The sequence below is a fragment of the Actinoplanes sp. NPDC051470 genome (genome assembly GCF_040682035.1).
GTDB lineage: Bacteria > Actinomycetota > Actinomycetes > Mycobacteriales > Micromonosporaceae > Actinoplanes.
On record NZ_JBFBAA010000011.1, the window covers coordinates 202140 to 219278 of the forward strand.

Annotated in this window: 14 protein-coding genes and 1 pseudogene; 4 read left to right on the forward strand and 11 right to left on the reverse strand. The window is 72.4% G+C overall.

The window, feature by feature from the left end; translation table 11 throughout:
- Nucleotides 1-78: 78 nt before the first annotated feature.
- Together AB0M54_RS21150 and AB0M54_RS21155 are read right to left on the reverse strand one after the other, a co-directional pair.
- A complete protein-coding gene (locus AB0M54_RS21150) occupies nt 79-579 on the reverse strand; it encodes an NUDIX domain-containing protein (protein ID WP_364325746.1) in 501 nt (166 codons plus the stop codon).
- Entirely contained in the window at nt 572-1090 is a 519-nt protein-coding gene (locus tag AB0M54_RS21155; RefSeq protein ID WP_364325743.1) for a DUF4188 domain-containing protein, read from the reverse strand. The genes AB0M54_RS21150 and AB0M54_RS21155 overlap by 8 nt, the downstream gene beginning before the upstream one ends.
- A gap of 118 nt (nt 1091-1208) precedes the next feature.
- Between AB0M54_RS21155 and AB0M54_RS21160 the strand changes: the two genes are divergently transcribed.
- Nucleotides 1209-2852 carry a protein kinase gene (locus AB0M54_RS21160; RefSeq protein ID WP_364325740.1) on the forward strand — a complete coding sequence of 548 codons (1644 nt, stop codon included), beginning with the start codon at nt 1209-1211 and terminating at the stop codon, nt 2850-2852.
- Here AB0M54_RS21160 and AB0M54_RS21165 read toward each other — a convergent pair whose 3' ends face one another.
- A complete protein-coding gene (locus tag AB0M54_RS21165; RefSeq protein WP_364325737.1) occupies nt 2853-3404 on the reverse strand; it encodes a hypothetical protein in 552 nt (183 codons plus the stop codon).
- 107 nt (nt 3405-3511) lie between these two features.
- Here AB0M54_RS21165 and AB0M54_RS21170 point away from each other — a divergent pair, with 107 nt between their 5' ends.
- Together AB0M54_RS21170 and AB0M54_RS21175 are read left to right on the forward strand one after the other, a co-directional pair.
- Nucleotides 3512-5443: a histidine kinase gene (locus tag AB0M54_RS21170; protein ID WP_364473205.1), complete on the forward strand. Its 1932-nt coding sequence runs from the start codon at nt 3512-3514 to the stop codon at nt 5441-5443.
- A complete protein-coding gene (locus tag AB0M54_RS21175) occupies nt 5434-6078 on the forward strand; it encodes a response regulator transcription factor (RefSeq protein ID WP_364325731.1) in 645 nt (214 codons plus the stop codon). Before AB0M54_RS21170 ends, AB0M54_RS21175 begins: the two co-directional genes overlap by 10 nt.
- Nucleotides 6079-6103: 25 nt before the next feature.
- Here AB0M54_RS21175 and AB0M54_RS21180 read toward each other — a convergent pair whose 3' ends face one another.
- The 3 genes from AB0M54_RS21180 to AB0M54_RS21190 are packed head-to-tail and all read right to left on the reverse strand — an operon-like array spanning nt 6104 to nt 9104.
- On the reverse strand, nt 6104-7336 hold the full coding sequence (locus AB0M54_RS21180) for an FAD-dependent oxidoreductase (protein ID WP_364473207.1): 1233 nt from the start codon (nt 7334-7336) through the stop codon (nt 6104-6106).
- Nucleotides 7321-8652, reverse strand: a complete 1332-nt coding sequence (locus AB0M54_RS21185; protein ID WP_364325726.1) for an aspartate aminotransferase family protein — start codon at nt 8650-8652, stop codon at nt 7321-7323. The genes AB0M54_RS21180 and AB0M54_RS21185 overlap by 16 nt, the downstream gene beginning before the upstream one ends.
- Nucleotides 8649-9104: an Lrp/AsnC family transcriptional regulator gene (locus tag AB0M54_RS21190; protein ID WP_364325723.1), complete on the reverse strand. Its 456-nt coding sequence runs from the start codon at nt 9102-9104 to the stop codon at nt 8649-8651. Before AB0M54_RS21190 ends, AB0M54_RS21185 begins: the two co-directional genes overlap by 4 nt.
- 177 nt (nt 9105-9281) lie before the next feature.
- On the opposite strand from AB0M54_RS21190, the gene AB0M54_RS21195 reads away from it, so the two are divergent.
- A complete protein-coding gene (locus AB0M54_RS21195; RefSeq protein WP_364325720.1) occupies nt 9282-10457 on the forward strand; it encodes a saccharopine dehydrogenase C-terminal domain-containing protein in 1176 nt (391 codons plus the stop codon).
- On the opposite strand, the gene AB0M54_RS21200 is transcribed toward AB0M54_RS21195, so the two are convergent.
- From AB0M54_RS21200 to AB0M54_RS21220, 5 genes and pseudogenes are all read right to left on the reverse strand, one after another.
- Nucleotides 10443-11477 (reverse strand): epoxide hydrolase family protein, encoded by a 1035-nt coding sequence (locus AB0M54_RS21200; protein WP_364473209.1) that lies wholly within the window; start codon nt 11475-11477, stop codon nt 10443-10445. The genes AB0M54_RS21195 and AB0M54_RS21200 overlap by 15 nt on opposite strands.
- Nucleotides 11474-12733, reverse strand: coding sequence for a 4-aminobutyrate--2-oxoglutarate transaminase (gene gabT / locus AB0M54_RS21205; protein ID WP_364325716.1), 1260 nt, complete (start codon nt 12731-12733; stop codon nt 11474-11476). Before gabT ends, AB0M54_RS21200 begins: the two co-directional genes overlap by 4 nt.
- A gap of 2 nt (nt 12734-12735) precedes the next feature.
- Complete coding sequence (locus AB0M54_RS21210; RefSeq protein WP_364325713.1) at nt 12736-14172, reverse strand: gamma-aminobutyraldehyde dehydrogenase; 1437 nt, start codon at nt 14170-14172, stop codon at nt 12736-12738.
- A gap of 209 nt (nt 14173-14381) precedes the next feature.
- Nucleotides 14382-15296, reverse strand: a complete 915-nt coding sequence (locus AB0M54_RS21215) for a hypothetical protein (protein ID WP_364473211.1) — start codon at nt 15294-15296, stop codon at nt 14382-14384.
- 1090 nt (nt 15297-16386) lie between these two features.
- Nucleotides 16387-16965 (reverse strand): annotated as a pseudogene (locus tag AB0M54_RS21220) (questin oxidase family protein); the annotation flags it as partial.
- Nucleotides 16966-17139: the final 174 nt, after the last annotated feature.

Consider the following 17139-nt stretch of genomic DNA (forward strand, 5'->3'; position numbering starts at 1 on the left):
ATCGCGAGATCCAGAACGGGCGTTACGAGCACCGGATCCGGATCGACGCCGTCTCCGGCGAGATCACCCGGCACGACATCAAGGACTGACCCGCCTGAGCAGCTCGCGGTAGGCGGCCAGCCCGTCCGGCACCCAGTCCCAGTCGTCCAGCCTGGCCGTCAGCTCCTCGTCGGTGAGGAACGTGTGCCAGGCGACCTCTTCGACCTGCGGCCGGACGGGCTGCGTACACCGCACCTGATAGACCGCCGACCACCACGCGTGCTCGCCGGTCTCGTAGAGGAACTTGAACAGCGGCGTCGGCCGGGGCAGCCCGGTGACCCCGAGTTCCTCCTCGGCCTCGCGCCGGGCGGCCTCGTCGTACGTCTCGCCGGCCCCGACCACCCCGCCGACCCACATGTCGTGCAGCGACGGGAACACCTGCTTGGTGGCCGTACGCCGGTGCACGAAGATCCGGTCGCCGGCGTCGCGCACCAGGATGAACGAGCACCGATGACGCAGCCGGCGCGCGTACGCCTCGCTCCGCCGCGCCCGCCCGACCACCCGGTCCTGCTCGTCCACGACGTCGATCAGCTCATCCACGGGAAGAAACGTACTGCCATTCCTCGGGGCGCACCGGCCGCACGGCGCCGAGGCCCATCGGCGGCATGTTGCCGTACATGGCGTGGTGTGCGCCCGAGGGGGAGTGGATCAGCTCGTGCCACACGCCCACGCCGTCCCCGGCCCCGTAGTGCCACCAGTAGCGTCGCCGCGCGTCGTCGTGGGCCGCTCCACGGGCGAACCGGTGCAGGTCGGCCGGGCTGCGCCAGTACTGCACGACCATCGCCTGCCGTGGCCCCGGCCCGAGGAGCAGCCGGTAGCCGAGCAGGCCGCTGTCCGGCGCCGCGGCGAGGTCGCGGAGCATCCCGGCCACGCTCAGCAGCAGCGGCAGCCACCGCCGCACCTGGCGCCATCGGTTGATCCGGATGCCGAACAGGAACACCACGATGGGCTCGCCGTTGCCGGGCGCCACCTTCCCGGGGCGGACGCCGGCCGGTCCGCGGTCGCGCATCCACTCCGGGTGAAACAGCAGTCGCACACTGTCAAGCAGCACTCGTGAAGGCTAGGTCCGCATCGTCCATAATGGGGGCGGATGCCCCACGGCACTCCAGATCATGTACTGATGTCCGCCGACGAGCCCGCCGGATTCGTCCGTAGTATCGTTCCGGTCGATGAGGGGCCCGCTGCGACCGACCGACCCGCGTGGGATCGGTGTCTACCGACTCGAGAGCCGCCTCGGCCAGGGCGGCATGGGCACGGTCTTCCTGGGCCGCGCCCCCGGCGGCCGGCCCGTGGCGATCAAGATCATCAAGCCTGAGCTGGCGTACGAAGAAGAGTTCCGCGCCCGTTTCCGCAGTGAGGTGAACCGGGCCCGCCAGGTGCCGCCGTTCTGCACGGCCGAGCTGCTCGACGCCGACGCCGACCACGAGACCCCCTACCTGGTCGTCGAGTACGTCGACGGCCCCAGCCTGGCCGACGTCGTCGCCGATCACGGCCGGCTGTCCGGCGGCAACCTGTACAGCGTGGCCGTCGGCGTGGCGACCGCCCTGGCCGCCATCCACGGCGCCGGGGTGATCCACCGCGACCTCAAGCCCCGGAACGTCCTGTTCTCGCTGGGCACCCCGAAGGTGATCGACTTCGGCATCGCCCGCGCCTTCGAGGCGACCAGCCAGCACACCGGCACCGACCAGATGGTCGGCACGGTCGCCTACATGGCGCCCGAGCGCTTCGACGCCGACTCGGCCCGCGCGGTCGGCCCGGCCGCCGACGTGTTCGCGTGGGGTGTTGTCGTCACGTACGCGGGCACCGGGCGTACCCCCTTCAACGGCGACTCCGCGGCCGCGACCGCCGCGCGCATCCTCACCCAGCAGCCGAACCTGGGCGACCTGCCCGCGCCGCTGCGCGACATCGTCGCGCTGACCCTCGACAAGGACCCGGCCCGCCGGCCGACCGCCGCCGAGCTGCTCGACATGCTGGTGGCCGCGGGCGGCGCCGGCGACACCCCCGAGCTGCGGCACGCCGCCCAGGCCGTCCGGCAACCGGTGGCGGCGGCGAGCAACGCCACCACGGTTGTGTCGGACCGCCGCCGCTGGGGCCGCACCGCCCCCATCCTGGCCGCCGTCGCCCTGATCGGCATCGTGCTCGCCGGTCTGCTGGCGTTCACCCCGATGCGGCAACTGGTCGAGGCGGACAGTCCCGCGGCCCTGGCCCCCGCGCCGTCCTCCTCGGTCGAGAACGCCCCCAGCCCGCCCGCGCCGTCGGCCGTCGCGTCGAGGGCCGCCCCCGCCGCGAGCCCCTCCGCCACCGACAAACCGAAGCCGCCGCAGGACGACGCCCCGTCGGTGGCGCCGTCCAAGGCCCGGCCCAAGGTCCGCCTGTGCAAGAGCGCCGACGTCAGCGTCACCATCTCCGCCCAGGACGACACCCCCGACGCCCCCGGCACCCACCGGGCCCTGATCTCGGTGGTCAACGAGTCCGGTGACCGCTGCCGGGTCGACGGCCGGGTGTTCGTCCGCCTCTACGACGCCGCCGACGGGCGCATCGACGTGCGCACCGCCTCGGTCGACGAGCCCGGCGAGGCCCTCGACACGACCCTGTTCCCCGGCGGCGGCGCCTTCCAGGGCATGAAGTGGGTGGCCTGCGACCGCAACGAATGCCCCGCCGCCAGCACGTTCCGCGCGAGCCTGGAGTCCTCGGCCACCGGCGTGGTCGCCCAGATGGACGGCTTCCCCGACCCAGGCACCCCCCGCATCGCCATGACCTCACTCCAGCTGGGCACCCTCCAGCCCAGCCGCCAGGGCGTCGTCGCCTGGTGATCAGCCGGCCGGTACCGGGGCCGGCGAGCGGGTCAGGACGGCCGCGACCACGCCGAACACCGCGACGAGCGCGGCGTTGACCAGCACGGCCAGCCAGCCGACGTTCGCGATGTGAGCCACCGGCCAGAGCAGCGCGCTCACCGCGAGCAGGACGACGGTCCAGGTCGGCGCGAGCCGGCGCAGGACCAGGGCGCCGAGCAGCAGGGTGAGCGGGAAACACAGGCCGAGGGGCTTGATCAGCACGGCGGCGCCGGCCGCGTCGACCAGGTCGGTGTCGCCCAGCGAGACGTGGATCGTGTTGAAGCCGTACGCGACGTCACCGGCCGCGCCGAACGCGCCGGCCACGAGCAGGACCGCGGCCAGGACGCCGTGGCCGAGGGTCGCGAGGCGGACCATGACCAGGAGGTAGCCGACGGCGCCGAGGACGTGGACCACGCCGGCGGTGGGGTCGTCCCAGCCGCGGGTCGCGTACAGCAGGTCGGCGATCAGATAGACGGCGGGTGCGACGACGAGCGACGCGGTGAGCACGCGCTCCAGGGGAGTGGAAGTCATGGTTCCACTCTCGGCGCCACGACCCGGCCGGTCATCGGGGCCGGCCCTCGGGCAATCGCCGGGTTAACCCTGGTCACAGCGGGGTCCGGCGCTGGCACGATACAGACGTGATCCTCCGGTGGGCGCTGCGCTGGGCGGCCGGTGCGGTGACCGCCGTGCTGGTCGCCGGCGGCTTCGCGCTCGGCCTCCACGTCGGCAACCTGCACAACGGGCTGATCGCCGTGTCGTTCACCGCCGTCGGGACGTACGTGGTCCACCGCCGCCCCGGCCACCGCGAGGGCCGGCTGTTCGTCGCGGTCGGCGTCGCGCACGCGGTGATGTTCGCCGGACGGCAGTACGGCCTGCACGCCGGCCGGTTGCCGGGCGCCTCGTGGATCGGCTGGCTCGGGGTCTGGCCGCTGCCGCTGGTGCTGGTGCTGATCGGCCTCGCGGTGATGTGCTTCCCGACCGGCCGCCTGCCGTCCCGCGGGTGGGTGCCGGTCGCCGCCGTCCTGGCCGGGGCCGGGCTCGTGCTGGCGACGGTCTCGGCGCTGTGGCCGGTCGAGTACGCGCGTACCGGCCTGGTCGCGGCTCATCCGCTCGGCCTTCCCGGCCTGCCGGTCGCGGACGCCTTCTACCGCGTCGCCCGTCCCGTGGTCTACCTGCTGTCCCAGCTGACCTGGGTGGCCTGCGTGGCGGTGCGGGTGTGGCGGGCCCGTGGCGACGAGGCCCGCCAGATGCGCTGGTTCCTGTACGCGGCGGCGGTGTCGGCCGCGGTCATGGTGGCCGGTCTGGTGGTCTGGGGTTCGCCGGTCCCCGGCACGCTGACCGTGCCGCTGCTGGCGGTGGCGGCCGGCGCCGCGATCCTCCGGCACCGGCTCTACGACATCGACCCGGTGATCAACAAGTCGCTGGTCCTCGGGGCGATGGCGGCGCTGGTGACCGCCGGTTACGCCGTCGTCGTGGCCGGCGTCGGACGTCTGGTCGGCGGGTACGGCACCCTGCTGTCGCTGCTGGCCACCGGTCTCGTGGCGGTCGCCTTCGAGCCGCTGCGCACGCGGGTCCAGCGGCTGGCCGACCGGCTCGTGTACGGGCGTCGGGCCACCCCCTACGAGGCCCTGTCCCGGCTGTCGGCGCACTTCACCGCCCCGGCCGGCGGAGTGCTCGACGGCATCTGTGGCACCGTGGCCGACGCCGTCGGAGCGCGGGAGGTGGTGCTCTGGACCGGCTCGCCCGGCGAACTGCGCGCCGTCTCGGCCTGGCCCGCCACGACGCCGCTGCCGGCCGGCCCGCGCCTGCTGTCCGATCTGGTGGCCGTGCCGATCCGGCACGACGGCCGGTTCCGTGGCGCGATCACGGTGGCCAAGGCGCCGGGCGAGGCCCTGTCCGGCGGGGAGCAGCGGCTGGTCGGTGACCTGGCCGCCCAGGCCGGGCTGGTCCTGGAACTGCGGGCCACGGCCCAGCGGCTGGTCGCGGCCGGCGACGCCGCGCGCCGGCGGCTGGAGCGTGACCTGCACGACGGCGCGCAGCAGCGCCTGGTGACCGTCGCCATGGAGCTCGGCGGGGTGGTGCGGCTGGCCACGACGACCGGGGCGGCCGAGGTCGCGGCCCGGGCCGACGACGTGCGCCGGCAGCTTCTCGAGGCGACCGCGGAGCTGCGGGAGATGGCGCGGGGACTGCACCCCGCGGTCCTCACCCAGGACGGGCTGGCGGCCGCGGCCGGGTTCCTCGCCGACCGTTCGCCGCTGCCGGTCCGGCTGACCGTGTCGGTGCCCCGGCGGTTGCCGGCCGAGATCGAGTCCACCGCGTACTTCGTGGTCAGCGAAGGGCTGACGAACGCGGCCAGGCACTCCGGCGCCGGGGCCGTCGTGGTCCGGGTCGGCCTCGCCGGTGACGTGCTGACCGTCGAGGTGTGCGATGACGGCCACGGCGGCGCCGAGCTGCGGGCGGGCGGTGGCCTGGCCGGGCTGGCCGACCGGCTGGCGACCCTGGACGCCCGGCTGACGGTGCAGAGCGACCCGGCCGGCACCCGGTTGCGGACGGTGATCCCGTGCGCGTGATGCTGGCCGACGACGCCGTGCTGTTCCGCGAGGGCATGGCCCGCGTGCTCACCGACGTCGGGTTCACCGTGACCGGCCAGGCCGGCGACGGCCCGGCCCTGCTGGCCCGGGTGCGCGCCGATCCACCCGACGTGGTGGTGATCGACCTGCGCATGCCGCCCGGGTTCGCGGCCGAGGGCCTCGACACCGCGGCCGCGATCCGGGCGACCTCGCCGGACATCGGCCTGATGCTGCTCTCGCAGTACGTCGAGGTGCACCACGCGCTGCGGCTGATGACCGAGTTCGACGGCGGCGTCGGCTACCTGTTGAAGGACCGGGTCTCCGACCTCGTCGCGTTCGGCGCCGACGTGCGGAAGGTGGCTCGCGGCGAGACCGTCATCGACCCCGAACTCGTGGCCCGGCTGGTCGCCCGCCGCCGCGAGCGCGACCCGCTGGACGCGCTCACCGACCGCGAGCGCGCCGTGCTCGCGCTGATGGCCCAGGGCCTGTCCAACGGGGCGGTCGCCGCCGACCTGCATCTGGCCGTCAAGACCGTCGAGGCCCACGTCACCTCGATCTTCACCAAGCTGGGCCTCATCCAGCACGAGCGCGAACACCGCCGCGTCCTGGCCGTGCTGACCTTCCTCCGCGCCTAGTGCGGCCCGCACCAACCCCGGGCGGCTAGCGGTCCCAGCGGTCCAGCACCATCGTCGCTCGCAGGGCGGCGTTGATGCCGAGCCACCGCGCCGGCTCCGGTTCCCAGGGCCGCGACCGGTGGTTCACCCACGGCAGCGCGGTGCGGTCGGTCGTCCGCGAGAGGATCAGATCGGCGAGGGTACGCCCGGCGAGGTTCGCCGCGGCCACGCCGTCGCCGACGTAGCCGCCGCCCCAGGCCAGGCCGTCGTCGCGCAGGCCGACGGACGGGGTCCAGTCGCGGGGGATGCCCAGGGGCCCGCCCCACCGGTGGGTGATCCGGGGCGTGATGTCGAAAAGCTCGGTCAGGGTGCGGGACAGGCCTTCGAAGACCCGTGGCACCCGGTCGTAGCCGGGGCGGATGCGCGAGCCGAAGTGGTACGGCGCCCCGCGGCCGCCGAAGGCCAGCCGGTCGTCGGCGGTCCACTGGCCGTAGATGACCAGGCGCCGCTCGTCGGTGAAGGTCTCGCGCCGCCGCAGCCCGATCCGTTCCCAGTCGGCGGCGGGCATCGGCTCGGTGGCGATCATCAGGGAGTAGACCGGCGCGACCGTGCGCCGATAGCCGGGCAGCGTGGTCCGCCACGCCTCCAGGGCGTGCACCACGACGGGCGCGTTGACGGTTCCGCGGTCGGTCACCACGCGACCGGGGGAGGTGCGCAGCACCCGCGTCCCCTCGTGGATGACCACCCCGCGACGAGAAGCGGCGCCGGCCAGCCCTCGCACGAGACGCGCCGGGTGCAACGCGGCGCAGTGCGGGCTGTAGACGCCGCCCAGCACGCCGGTGGCGCCGCAGATGTCACGGGCGGCGTCGGCGTCCACGAAGCCCGGCGTGGAGACCGCGCGCCGGAGCTGGGCCGGTGTGCGTACCAGAGAGATGGTTCCGCCCTTGGCGTAGTGGCAGTCGATCTCCTCGGCGGCGGCCACCCGGCCCACCTCGTCGACCGCGTCCTCCAGCGCCGGCGACATGCCCGGCATGACGACCGGGAAGAGGCCGGAGCACCAGCCGCCGTTGCGGCCGGACGCGCCGAAGCCGCAGTAGCTGGCCTCCAGCACCACGATCCGCAGCGAGGGGTCGAGCGAGGCCAGGTAGTACGCCGTCCAGAGCCCGGTGTAGCCGCCACCGCAGACGGCCACATCGGCCGTGGTGTCACCGTCGAGCGGCCGGCGCGCCTCCCGGGACAGCGACGCCAGCCAGAACGACGGGCTCAGATCCGGGTCCACGCCTCGCTCAGCACCGTACGCAGGATCTGCTCGATCTCGGCGAAGTGCTGCTCCTCGCAGATCAGCGGCGGCGCGAGCTGCACCACCGGGTCGCCGCGGTCGTCGGCGCGGCAGTACAGCCCGGCCTCGAACAGCGCCTGCGACAGGAAGCCGCGCAGCAGCCGGTCGGACTCCTCGGCGTTGAACGTCTCCTTGGTCGCCTTGTCCTTGACCAGCTCGATGCCGAAGAAGTAGCCGTCGCCGCGGACATCGCCGACGATCGGAAGATCGAGCAGACGGTCGAGGTACGACCGGAACAGGCCGGTGTTCTCCCGTACGTGGGCATTGAGCTGTTCCCGCTCGAAGATGTCGAGGTTGGCCAGGGCCACGGCGGCGCCGACCGGGTGCCCGCCGAACGTGATGCCGTGTGCGAACGTGGCGTCGCCCTTGAGGAACGGCTCGACCAGGCGCTCCGAGGCGATCATGGCGCCCAGCGGCACGTACCCGGAGGTCATGCCCTTGGCGCAGGTGATGATGTCGGGCTGGTAGCCGTACCGGTCGGCCCCGAAGTATTCGCCCAGCCGGCCGAACGCGCAGATCACCTCGTCGGAGATGAGCAGCACGTCGTACCGGTCGCAGATCTCGCGGACCCGCTGGAAGTAGCCGGGCGGGGGCGGGAAGCAGCCGCCGGAGTTCTGCACCGGCTCGAGGTAGACGCAGGCGACCGTGTCGGGGCCCTCGAACTCGATGGCCTCGGCGATGCGGTCGGCGGCCCAGATGCCGAACTGCTCGGGCGTCAGGTTCTCGTCGGGCCGGCGGTAGAAGTTGGTGTTCGGCACCCGGAACGTGGACGGGACCAGCGGCTCGAACTGCTGCTTGAGCGCGGGCAGGCCGGTGATCGACAGCGCGCCCATCGTGGTGCCGTGGTAGGCCACCATCCGCGAGATCGCCTTGGTCTTCATCGGCTTGCCGGCCTGCTTGAAGTAGCTGCGGGCCAGCTTCCAGGCGCTCTCCACGGCCTCCGAGCCGCCGGTGGTGAAGAAGACCCGGTTCAGGTCGCCGGGGGCCAGCGTGGCGAGTCGTTCCGACAGCTCGATCGCGGCCGGGTGGGCGTACGACCAGAGCGGGAAGAAGGCGAGCTCGGCAGCCTGCTTGGCGGCGGCCTCGGCCAGCTCGGTGCGGCCGTGCCCGGCCTGCACGACGAACAGGCCGGAGAGCCCGTCCAGGTAGCGCTTGCCGTTCTGGTCGTAGATGTACGGACCGTTGCCCCGCACGATGACCGGCGCCTCGCCGGCCGACAGGCGGGTGAAGTGCATCCAGAGGTGGTCCTGCGTCATCTCGTTCCCCACGCGTACGTCTGTTTGGCCAGCTTCAGGTACATGAACGTCTCGGTGCCGGCGACGCCCTCGACGCCCCGGACCTTCTCGTTCAGCAGGTCCAGGAGGTGCTCGTCGTCGGTGCAGACCAGCTCGACGAGCAGGTCGTAGCCGCCGGCGCAGATCACCACGTAGTCGACCTCGGGGATCTCGGCCAGCTTGTCGGCCACCACCCGGAGGTCGCCGATCACCTTGACGCCGACCATGGCCTGCCGGGCGAACCCGAGCGTCAGGGGGTCGGTGACCGCGACGATCTGCATCAGACCGCCGTCGAGGAGTCGTTGCACGCGTTGGCGTACCGCGGCTTCGGACAACCCGATGGTCTTGGCGAGCGCGGCGTACGACATCCGTCCGTCACGCTGCAGGTGCTCGATGATCTGCTTGTTGATGTCGTCCAGCGCCAGGTCGGTCACGCCGCGATTGTGCCCTCGGTCACCAAGCCTGGCAATGGAATCCGTGGTCGGTTACTTGTCACCCCATTGAATCCGTTGCGGTGGCGGATGTACATACGTTTATCGCAAGAATCTGAGGCCTTGACAAGTGTTTCCGTGGCGGGAACGCTCCGATCACACGGTTTCGGTTGGGGCGACATGCGGATACTTCAGATTGGCGCCGGCGGTGTGGGGTCGGCGGCGGCCGGCATCGCCGCACGGCGCGACTTCTTCTCCGGTTTTGTGGTGGCTGACTACGACTTGCGGCGCTCGGCCGCGGCCGTCGCTTCGCTGGACGCCCGATTTGTCGCGGCGCAGATCGACGCCTCGGACGCCGCCGCGGTCACGGCGCTGTGTCGTGAGCACGAGATCACCCACGTGCTGAACGCCGTGGACCCCCGCTTCGTCATGCCGATCTTCGAGGGCGCCCTGGCCGCCGGCACCGACTACCTGGACATGGCCATGTCGCTCTCCCGGCCCGGCGTGATGCTCGGCGACGAGCAGTTCGCCCAGGCCGGCGAGTGGGAGGCGGCGGGCCGGCTGGCCCTGGTCGGCATCGGCGTCGAGCCCGGCCTGTCCGATGTGTTCGCCCGGTACGCGGCCGACCACCTGTTCTCGCGGATCGACGAGATCGGCGTCCGGGACGGCGGCAACCTGGTCGTCGAGGGGTACGACTTCGCGCCCTCGTTCTCGGTCTGGACCACCATCGAGGAGTGCCTCAACCCGCCGGTGATCTGGGAGAAGGACCGCGGCTGGTACACCACCGAGCCGCTGAGCGAGCCGGAGACCTTCGACTTCCCGGGCGGCATCGGCCCGGTCGAGTGCGTGCACGTCGAGCACGAGGAGGTCCTGCTCATCCCGCGCTGGGTCGACGCGGGCAAGGTCACCTTCAAGTACGGCCTGGGCAAGGAGTTCATCGACGTCCTGAAGACCCTGCGCAAGCTCGGCCTGGACCGCACCCAGCCGGTGACCGTCGGCGGCGTGCGGGTGTCGCCCCGTGACGTGGTGGCCGCCGTGCTGCCCGACCCGGCCACCCTGGGTTCGCTCATGACCGGCTCGACGTGCGCGGGGACGCTGGTCACCGGCCTCGGCCAGGACGGGCGGCCCCGCTCGGTCTACCTCTACCACCTGGTCGACAACGAGTGGTCGATGGCGGCGTACGGATCGCAGGCCGTCGTCTGGCAGACCGCGGTCAACCCGATCATCGCGCTGGAACTGCTCCAGGCCGGTGTCTGGCACGGCGCCGGCGTCCTCGGCCCCGAGGCCTTCGACGCGGTGCCGTTCCTCGACAAGCTCATCGAGTACGGCACCCCGTGGGGCCTACGCGAGCAGTGACCGGTACGGCTGGAAGAAGTCGCGCAGCTCACCGGCGTACAACTCGGGCTCCTCGACCGGCGCGAAGTGGCCACCGCGTTCCATCTCGGTGACCCGGACGACGTTCGCGAGCCGTTCGAGCCAGGCGCGCGGCGGGTGCAGCGTGTCGCCGGGGAACAGGGCGAAGCCGGAGGGCACCTCGACCCGGCGCGCGTGCTGCTCGACCGGGATGGCCGCGTTGGCCGCGTACATCCGCATCGACGAGCCGATCGTCCCGGTCAGCCAGTAGCGGGTGAGCAGCTCGCAGATCTCGTCCCGGGTGAAGCCGCCGCCGTGCGGGTCGCTCCACGAGCGCAGCTTCTCGACGATCCACGCGGCCAGCCCGGCCGGCGAGTCGGTCAGCCCGACCGCGGCGGTCAGCGGCTTGGTGCGGTGCATCTCGGCGTACGCGCCCTCGCGCGCCTTCCAGTCCGCCGCCGTGGCCAGGTAGGCCCGTTCCTCCGGGGTGTAGTCCGCCCCGGTGTCGACCGGCATGCTCGCTTCCATGCGGTGCACGGCGACCACCCGGCCGGCGTGGTTCAGGGCGAGGAAGCGGGCGACCGAGCTGCCGATGTCGCCGCCGGCCACCCCGAACCGCGGATAGCCGAGGGTGGTCATCAGCTCGGCCCACCGGTCGGCCACCGCGATCGAGTCGACCGCCGGGCCGGCCGAGTGCCCGAAGCCCGGCATGTCCGGCACGACCACGTCGAAGTCGGCGCTCAGCAGCGGCAGCACCTTCTCGTAGCGCCACGACGAGTCGGGCCAGCCATGGCACAGGATGAGCGGGAACGCCGGCGTCCGGCCCCGCGCGTGCAGGAACGCGACGCCCCGGTGGCGGAAGCGGGGGAGCCGGTCCTCCGGCATCACGAACTTGTCGGCCCAGTAGGCGACGAGCTCCCGGAGGTCGTCGTCGGCGTCGTCGGGCCAGCGGGTGGCCCGCAGCCGGGCCCGCAGGTCGGCCATCTCCGCGGGGTCGGCCGCGATCCGGAACGGTTCGGTCACGACGGGAGGAGTGCCCGCTCCACGATGTCCAAACCTCGGGCCAGGTCGTCGTCGCTGATCACCAGCGGCGGCAGGAAGCGCAGCACGTTGCCGTAGGTGCCGCAGGTCAGCACCAGCAGCCCGGCCTCGTGGCAGGCCTTCGCGGCGGCGGCCGCGCGTGCCGGATCGGGTTCGTTGCCGCCCGGCCGCACCAACTCGACGGCGATCATCGCGCCCCGGCCGCGAACCTCGCCTTCGGTGATTTTGCCCAGCCGGTGGAGCATGGTCTCGCCGATGCGCCGGGCGGCCGCGTTGAGGTCGAGCTCGCGCATGGTCTCGACGGCGGCGAGCGCGGCCGCGCAGGCGATCGGGTTGCCGCCGTACGTGCCGCCCAGCCCGCCCGCGTGCACGGCGTCCATGATCTCGGCCCGGCCGACCACCCCGGCGATCGGCAGGCCGCCGCCCATGCCCTTGGCCGTCGTCACCAGATCCGGTTCCAGGCCCTCGTGCTCGGCGGCGAACCAGTCGCCCGTACGGCAGAAACCGGTCTGGATCTCGTCGGCGATGAACACCGCGCCCGCTGCGCGCGCCCACTCGGCCAGCGCGGGCAGGAAGCCGGGCGCGGGCTCGACGAAGCCACCCTCACCCTGGATCGGCTCGATCAGCACCGCGGCGACGTTGGGCCCGCCGACCTGCTTCTCGATCACGTCGATGGCTTTTCTCGCAGCCGAAACACCGTCCAGGCCACCGTCGCGCAGCGGGTAGGACATCGGCGCGCGGTAGACCTCCGGCGCGAACGGGCCCATCCGGTGCTTGTACGGCATCACCTTCGCGGTCAGCGCCATCGTGAGGTTCGTCCGCCCGTGGTAGGCGTGGTCGAACACCACGACCGCCGGCCGTCCGGTCGCGTGGCGGGCGATCTTGACGGCGTTCTCGACCGCCTCGGCGCCCGAGTTGAACAGGGCCGCCCGCTTGTCGAAGCCACCCGGGGTCAGCTCGATCAGCTGCTCACAGACGGCCACGTACGACTCGTACGGCGCGACCATGAAGCAGGTGTGGGTGAACCGTTCCGCCTGCTGCTGGACGGCCGCCACCACCCGCGGCGCCGCGTTGCCGACCGACGTCACCGCGATGCCCGACGCGAAGTCGAGCCAGGTGTTGCCGTCCACGTCCCGGATCCCGGCGCCGGACGCGCTGTCGACGTAGGACGAGATGACCGAGCTGACACCGCGGGCGACGGCCGAGGACCGGCGCCGCTGAAGTTCGGACGACGTCACGCTCACTCCCCGACGTGGTGCATGACGTGCTTGACCCGGGTGTAGTCCTCCAGGCCGTACACCGAAAGGTCCTTGCCGTGCCCGGAATGCTTGAACCCGCCGTGCGGCATCTCGGCGACCAGCGGGATGTGGCAGTTCACCCACACGCAGCCGAAGTCGAGCCGCCGGGTCATCCGCATCGCCCGCCCGTGGTCGGCGGTCCACACCGACGAGGCCAGCCCGTACTGCACGCCGTTGGCCCAGCGCACCGCCTCGTCCTCGTCGGTGAACCGCTGCACGGTGATGACCGGCCCGAACACCTCGTCCTGGATGATCTCGTCCTGCTGCCGCAGATTCGTGATGACGGTCGGCGTATAGAAATAGCCGCGCTCACCCTGCCGTGATCCACCCGCGGCCAGCTCGGCGTGGTCGGGCAGCCGGTCCACGAAGCCGGTGACGCGTTCGAGCTGCCGCGCGTTGTTCAGGGGGCCGTAGAGCACATCCTCGTCGTCGGCCGCGCCGGTCTTCGTACCCTTGGCCTGCTCGGCCAGGGCGGCGGCGAAGTCGTCGTACACCCGCGGCCCGGCCAGCACCCGCGTCGCCGCCGTGCAGTCCTGCCCCGCGTTGAAGTAGCCCGCCTCGGCGATCGCGGCCGCCGCCTTCGCCACGTCGGCGTCGTCGAAGACCACCACCGGCGCCTTGCCGCCGAGCTCCAGGTGGGTGCGCTTGAGATCCCTGCTCGCCGCCTCGGCGACCTCCATGCCCGCGCGCACCGACCCGGTGATCGACACCATCTGCGGGGTCGGGTGGCTGACCAGCGCCCGCCCGGTGTCCCGGTCGCCGGTGATCACGTTGAGCACGCCGGCCGGGAAGAACTCGGCCGCGATCTCGGCCAGCATCAGCGACGTGACCGGCGTGGTGTCCGACGGCTTGAGCACCACGGTGTTCCCCGCCGCGATGGCCGGCGCGATCTTCCACACCGCCATCATCAGCGGGTAGTTCCACGGCGTCACCTGCGCGCAGACCCCGACCGGCTCCCGCCGCACGTACGACTCGAAGCCCTGCATGTACTGCCCCGCCGACCGCCCTTCGAGCAGCCGCGCCGCGCCCGCGAAGAACCGGATCTGGTCGATCGCCGGCGGCAGCTCCTCGCTCGCGGTCAGCCCGAGCGGCTTGCCGGTGTTCCGCGACTCGGCCGCCACCAGCTCGCCGGCCCTGGCCTCGATCGCGTCGGCGAACCGGAGCAGCGCCCGCTGCCGCTCGCCCGGCGTGGTGTCCCGCCACGTCTCGAACGCCGTGGCCGCGGCATCCATGGCCCGGTCGACGTCCACCGCCCCCGAAACCGGCGCCGACGCGAACACCTCGCCCGTGGCCGGATCGATCAGGTCGACGTACCGCCCATCGGCCGGCTCAACGGCAGCCCCGGCGACAACGTTCTTCAGCACGGTTTTCGCGGTCATGGCGCCATCCTTTGCACTGGATCCGTCGCTGGCAAGACCCGCCGCCTACCTTTTCCGTTTTTGCTCCCCCCGCGCTTGCAACTGACAACCGTTACCATCAAGATGAAGCGTGTTCGGCCGCGTTTCCAGGCCCGGCCTCTTCAGATCAAGATCATTCTCGGGTACGCCCACCGAACCTGCAGGCCACCACACCCCCGCGCCGTCGCCGGTCACCCTCCCTGCCGACCCGCCGGGTCGTCCTGCGTGATCACCCTTTCTGTGGCCAGGCACGAGACAAGGCACCGTTCCTTGGCGTCGTTCATCAGCCGGCTGGTCCATGTCGTGAACCCGCCGTCGCCCAACTCGACCTCCCGCTCGCCGTCACCAGCGGTGATCCGCAGCGCCGCCTCGGTGTAGTAACCGCCGCCCCGTCCACGTCCCGGCTCCTCGACGATCGGCATCTCGCCGGTGGGGGCCCGGCCCCGGCCCTCCATCGCGGAGACGTGCACCCGAGGGTTCCCATCCGGCAGGAGCGCTGCGAGGACCTTCTGCCAGAAGCCGAGGTGCAGGGCGAGCAGCCGCGCCTGGGTCGTCCCCGATCCCGCGTCACGAGCACTGGACACCAGGGCGAACAGCCGAAAATGCGCGGGCCGCCCTTCCCCGAAGTCCTGAGCCCGCAGGTGCCGCTGACAAGCGGCCAGGTGCACCGACCCGCCGGCCGGTTGCCGCCGACGCCGGCCGGCCGCCTCGACGGCCAGCGCGTTGGTGGCGTCGCTGAGAACCTCGGTACCCCGCATCGTCGTGACAACCCGGTTCTGGCTGACCGGGCCAACGGCCGAGCAGGTACCCAACGGCACGACCGGCGACAACTCAACGCCGTCAACCTCCGGTGGCAGCAACTGCCAGATCCGAGCCTCCACAACAGCCAGCCGCCGAGGATCGACCGCGGCCGGCCGCACGAACCGGTCGTCCCTCCACCGGCGCATCAGCTCCGCCGGCGTCACGTCCGCAGCCCGGTCACGCGCCGCGCCCAGGAGCAGCGTCCGCAGCTCAGTTCCGGACAGCTCCGCCAGCGCCCGCCGCGTCCCTTCCGGCATCCGGGCCCAGACCCGCTCCTCGGCCGCCGACCCGTGCCCACCGCTCATCCGCTCACCATGACGCAGAACCCGGATCCCGTCGACACGATTCACATGCGTCCGCTGATCGGGTTGACGTTGCCCGCAACTGATCCGGGATCTCGACGGCAGCCCATTCCGCCGGTCAAGGCGCCGAGCCCGCGTCGTCAAGCCCACTCCGTCGGCGAGGCGGTCAAGTCCCGCCGCCCGGCCAACTCCGCGCAGGCAAGCCATTCGCCGGGGTGGTGACCATGGCCCGCCGCCGAACTCGCCGGCGCATTTCCACGGCACGGACCCCCACCCCGGACCCAGTGCTCGCACCTTTCCTCGTGCTGTCTGATCAATCGGCGGCGATGAGCGTGACAGCCGCGACGGTCCGGCCGCGGATGCCGGCATCGCCGGTGCGGGCCAGCGAATCGAGCGCGGCGTCGGCGAACTTGATGGCGTGCGGATCGGAGGTGGCCGCCGCCGCCTCCATCGGGTCACCGTCAACGCTCTCCACCGGCCGAGGCTCGGCCGGGGAGTAAGCAGCACTCACCGCCGCCGCAGCCGCCCAAGCCGCGTCGAGGCTCGGCCCCCAGAGCCGAGCCGGCAACGCGGGCAGCACCCGCAACACAGCAGCCGGCGCCGTGGCCGCGTGCACCAGCATGACCGGCGCGCCATAGCCATGCGTGAACTGCCGTGCCACCGCCGCGTCAACAATCCCGCCGAGCCGATCGAGAACCGCCACCGCCTCATAGGCGCCCTGCCTGTGGATGACGCCGCCCGCCGCAGCCCTGTGGACGACCCCGCCAAAATGTCCGCCCGCCGTGCTACTTTCCCGCCCACCCACAGGGGTGGGGGAGGTGGCGGTGGCCGCCGCGATCTTCAAGATCGTTTTGTCGGCTTCGCGCTCGCGCGCGCCGGGTTCGGCTTGCCAGGACCCGGGAGCGGCCGGCACGTGGCTGGCAGCGGCGGGCCAGGAACCCGGGTTGGCGGGCGAGGAGCCTGGAACGGCGGGCGAGGAGCCGGGGACGGCGGGCGAGGAGCCTGGAACGGCGGGCGAGGAGCCTGGAACGGCAGGCGAAGAGCCGGGGACGACGGGCCAGGAGTCGGGAACGGCGGGCCAGGAGTCGAGCGCCGCCAGTTGGGCGAGCCGGTGGCGGATGCCGAAGCGCTGGTCCGGCACACGCGGCACCGCATCCAGGGCCGCCCTCGGGTCCGACGCCCGGTAGGGCCCGGCCGCGGGAAGGGCCAGCGGCTGCCAGCGCGCCGCCCAATAGGCGAGCCCGTGCGCCAGCTCCATGACCCGAGGCGGGGTCTCGACGTCGAGCAGAGCCCGGACCGCGTGCCCCACCCGGATCACGCCGTGGGTGGCGCCGGCCGCGATCCCGGGCAGCAGCCGCGGCCACCACACCGCGAGCACCTCCCGCCAGGGCGCGGCGGTCAGCTCGCGCTCGAAGAACGTTAGCCAGTCGCCGGTCCGCACGGGATCGCCCAGCGGGTCGCGCCACTGGTCGCGCGGGATCGGGCTGATCCCGCGGGGCCGCTCTTCCAGGAGGTGGTCGTAGCCGTCCAGCCACCGGTGCACCTGGGCGGCGTGCCCGCGGCGGGCCAGCGCCTCGGCCGCCATCGGGGCGTGGTTGGACAGCCAGCCGTTGCGCTCGGGGCCGGTGTCACGGAGGCGTTCGAGCGCCTCGTCGAGGATTCCGTCAGCCATCCCCGCAGACTGCAACCTCAATCAAGCTTGAGGTCAACCCCCGGGCGGCCGGTCCCCGATAGTCGGGGCGCCGTGAGGGTTTCGGCCTGCTGTGGGTCTGGATTGCGTGGATCCCCCACTTGAGACGGAACGGGCCCGGCGGGGTTGGTCGAACGGGTCGACACCGCCAGGCCC

Excerpts from the sequence above, each read along its gene's own strand:
- AB0M54_RS21165 (WP_364325737.1), bottom strand. The coding sequence starts at position 3,404 with ATGACTTCCACTCCCCTGGAGCGCGTGCTCACCGCGTCGCTCGTCGTC.
- AB0M54_RS21160 (WP_364325740.1), top strand. The coding sequence starts at position 1,209 with ATGAGGGGCCCGCTGCGACCGACCGACCCGCGTGGGATCGGTGTCTAC.
- AB0M54_RS21195 (WP_364325720.1), top strand. The coding sequence starts at position 9,282 with ATGCGGATACTTCAGATTGGCGCCGGCGGTGTGGGGTCGGCGGCGGCC.
- AB0M54_RS21215 (WP_364473211.1), bottom strand. The coding sequence starts at position 15,296 with ATGAGCGGTGGGCACGGGTCGGCGGCCGAGGAGCGGGTCTGGGCCCGG.
- AB0M54_RS21185 (WP_364325726.1), bottom strand. The coding sequence starts at position 8,652 with ATGACGCAGGACCACCTCTGGATGCACTTCACCCGCCTGTCGGCCGGC.
- AB0M54_RS21210 (WP_364325713.1), bottom strand. The coding sequence starts at position 14,172 with ATGACCGCGAAAACCGTGCTGAAGAACGTTGTCGCCGGGGCTGCCGTT.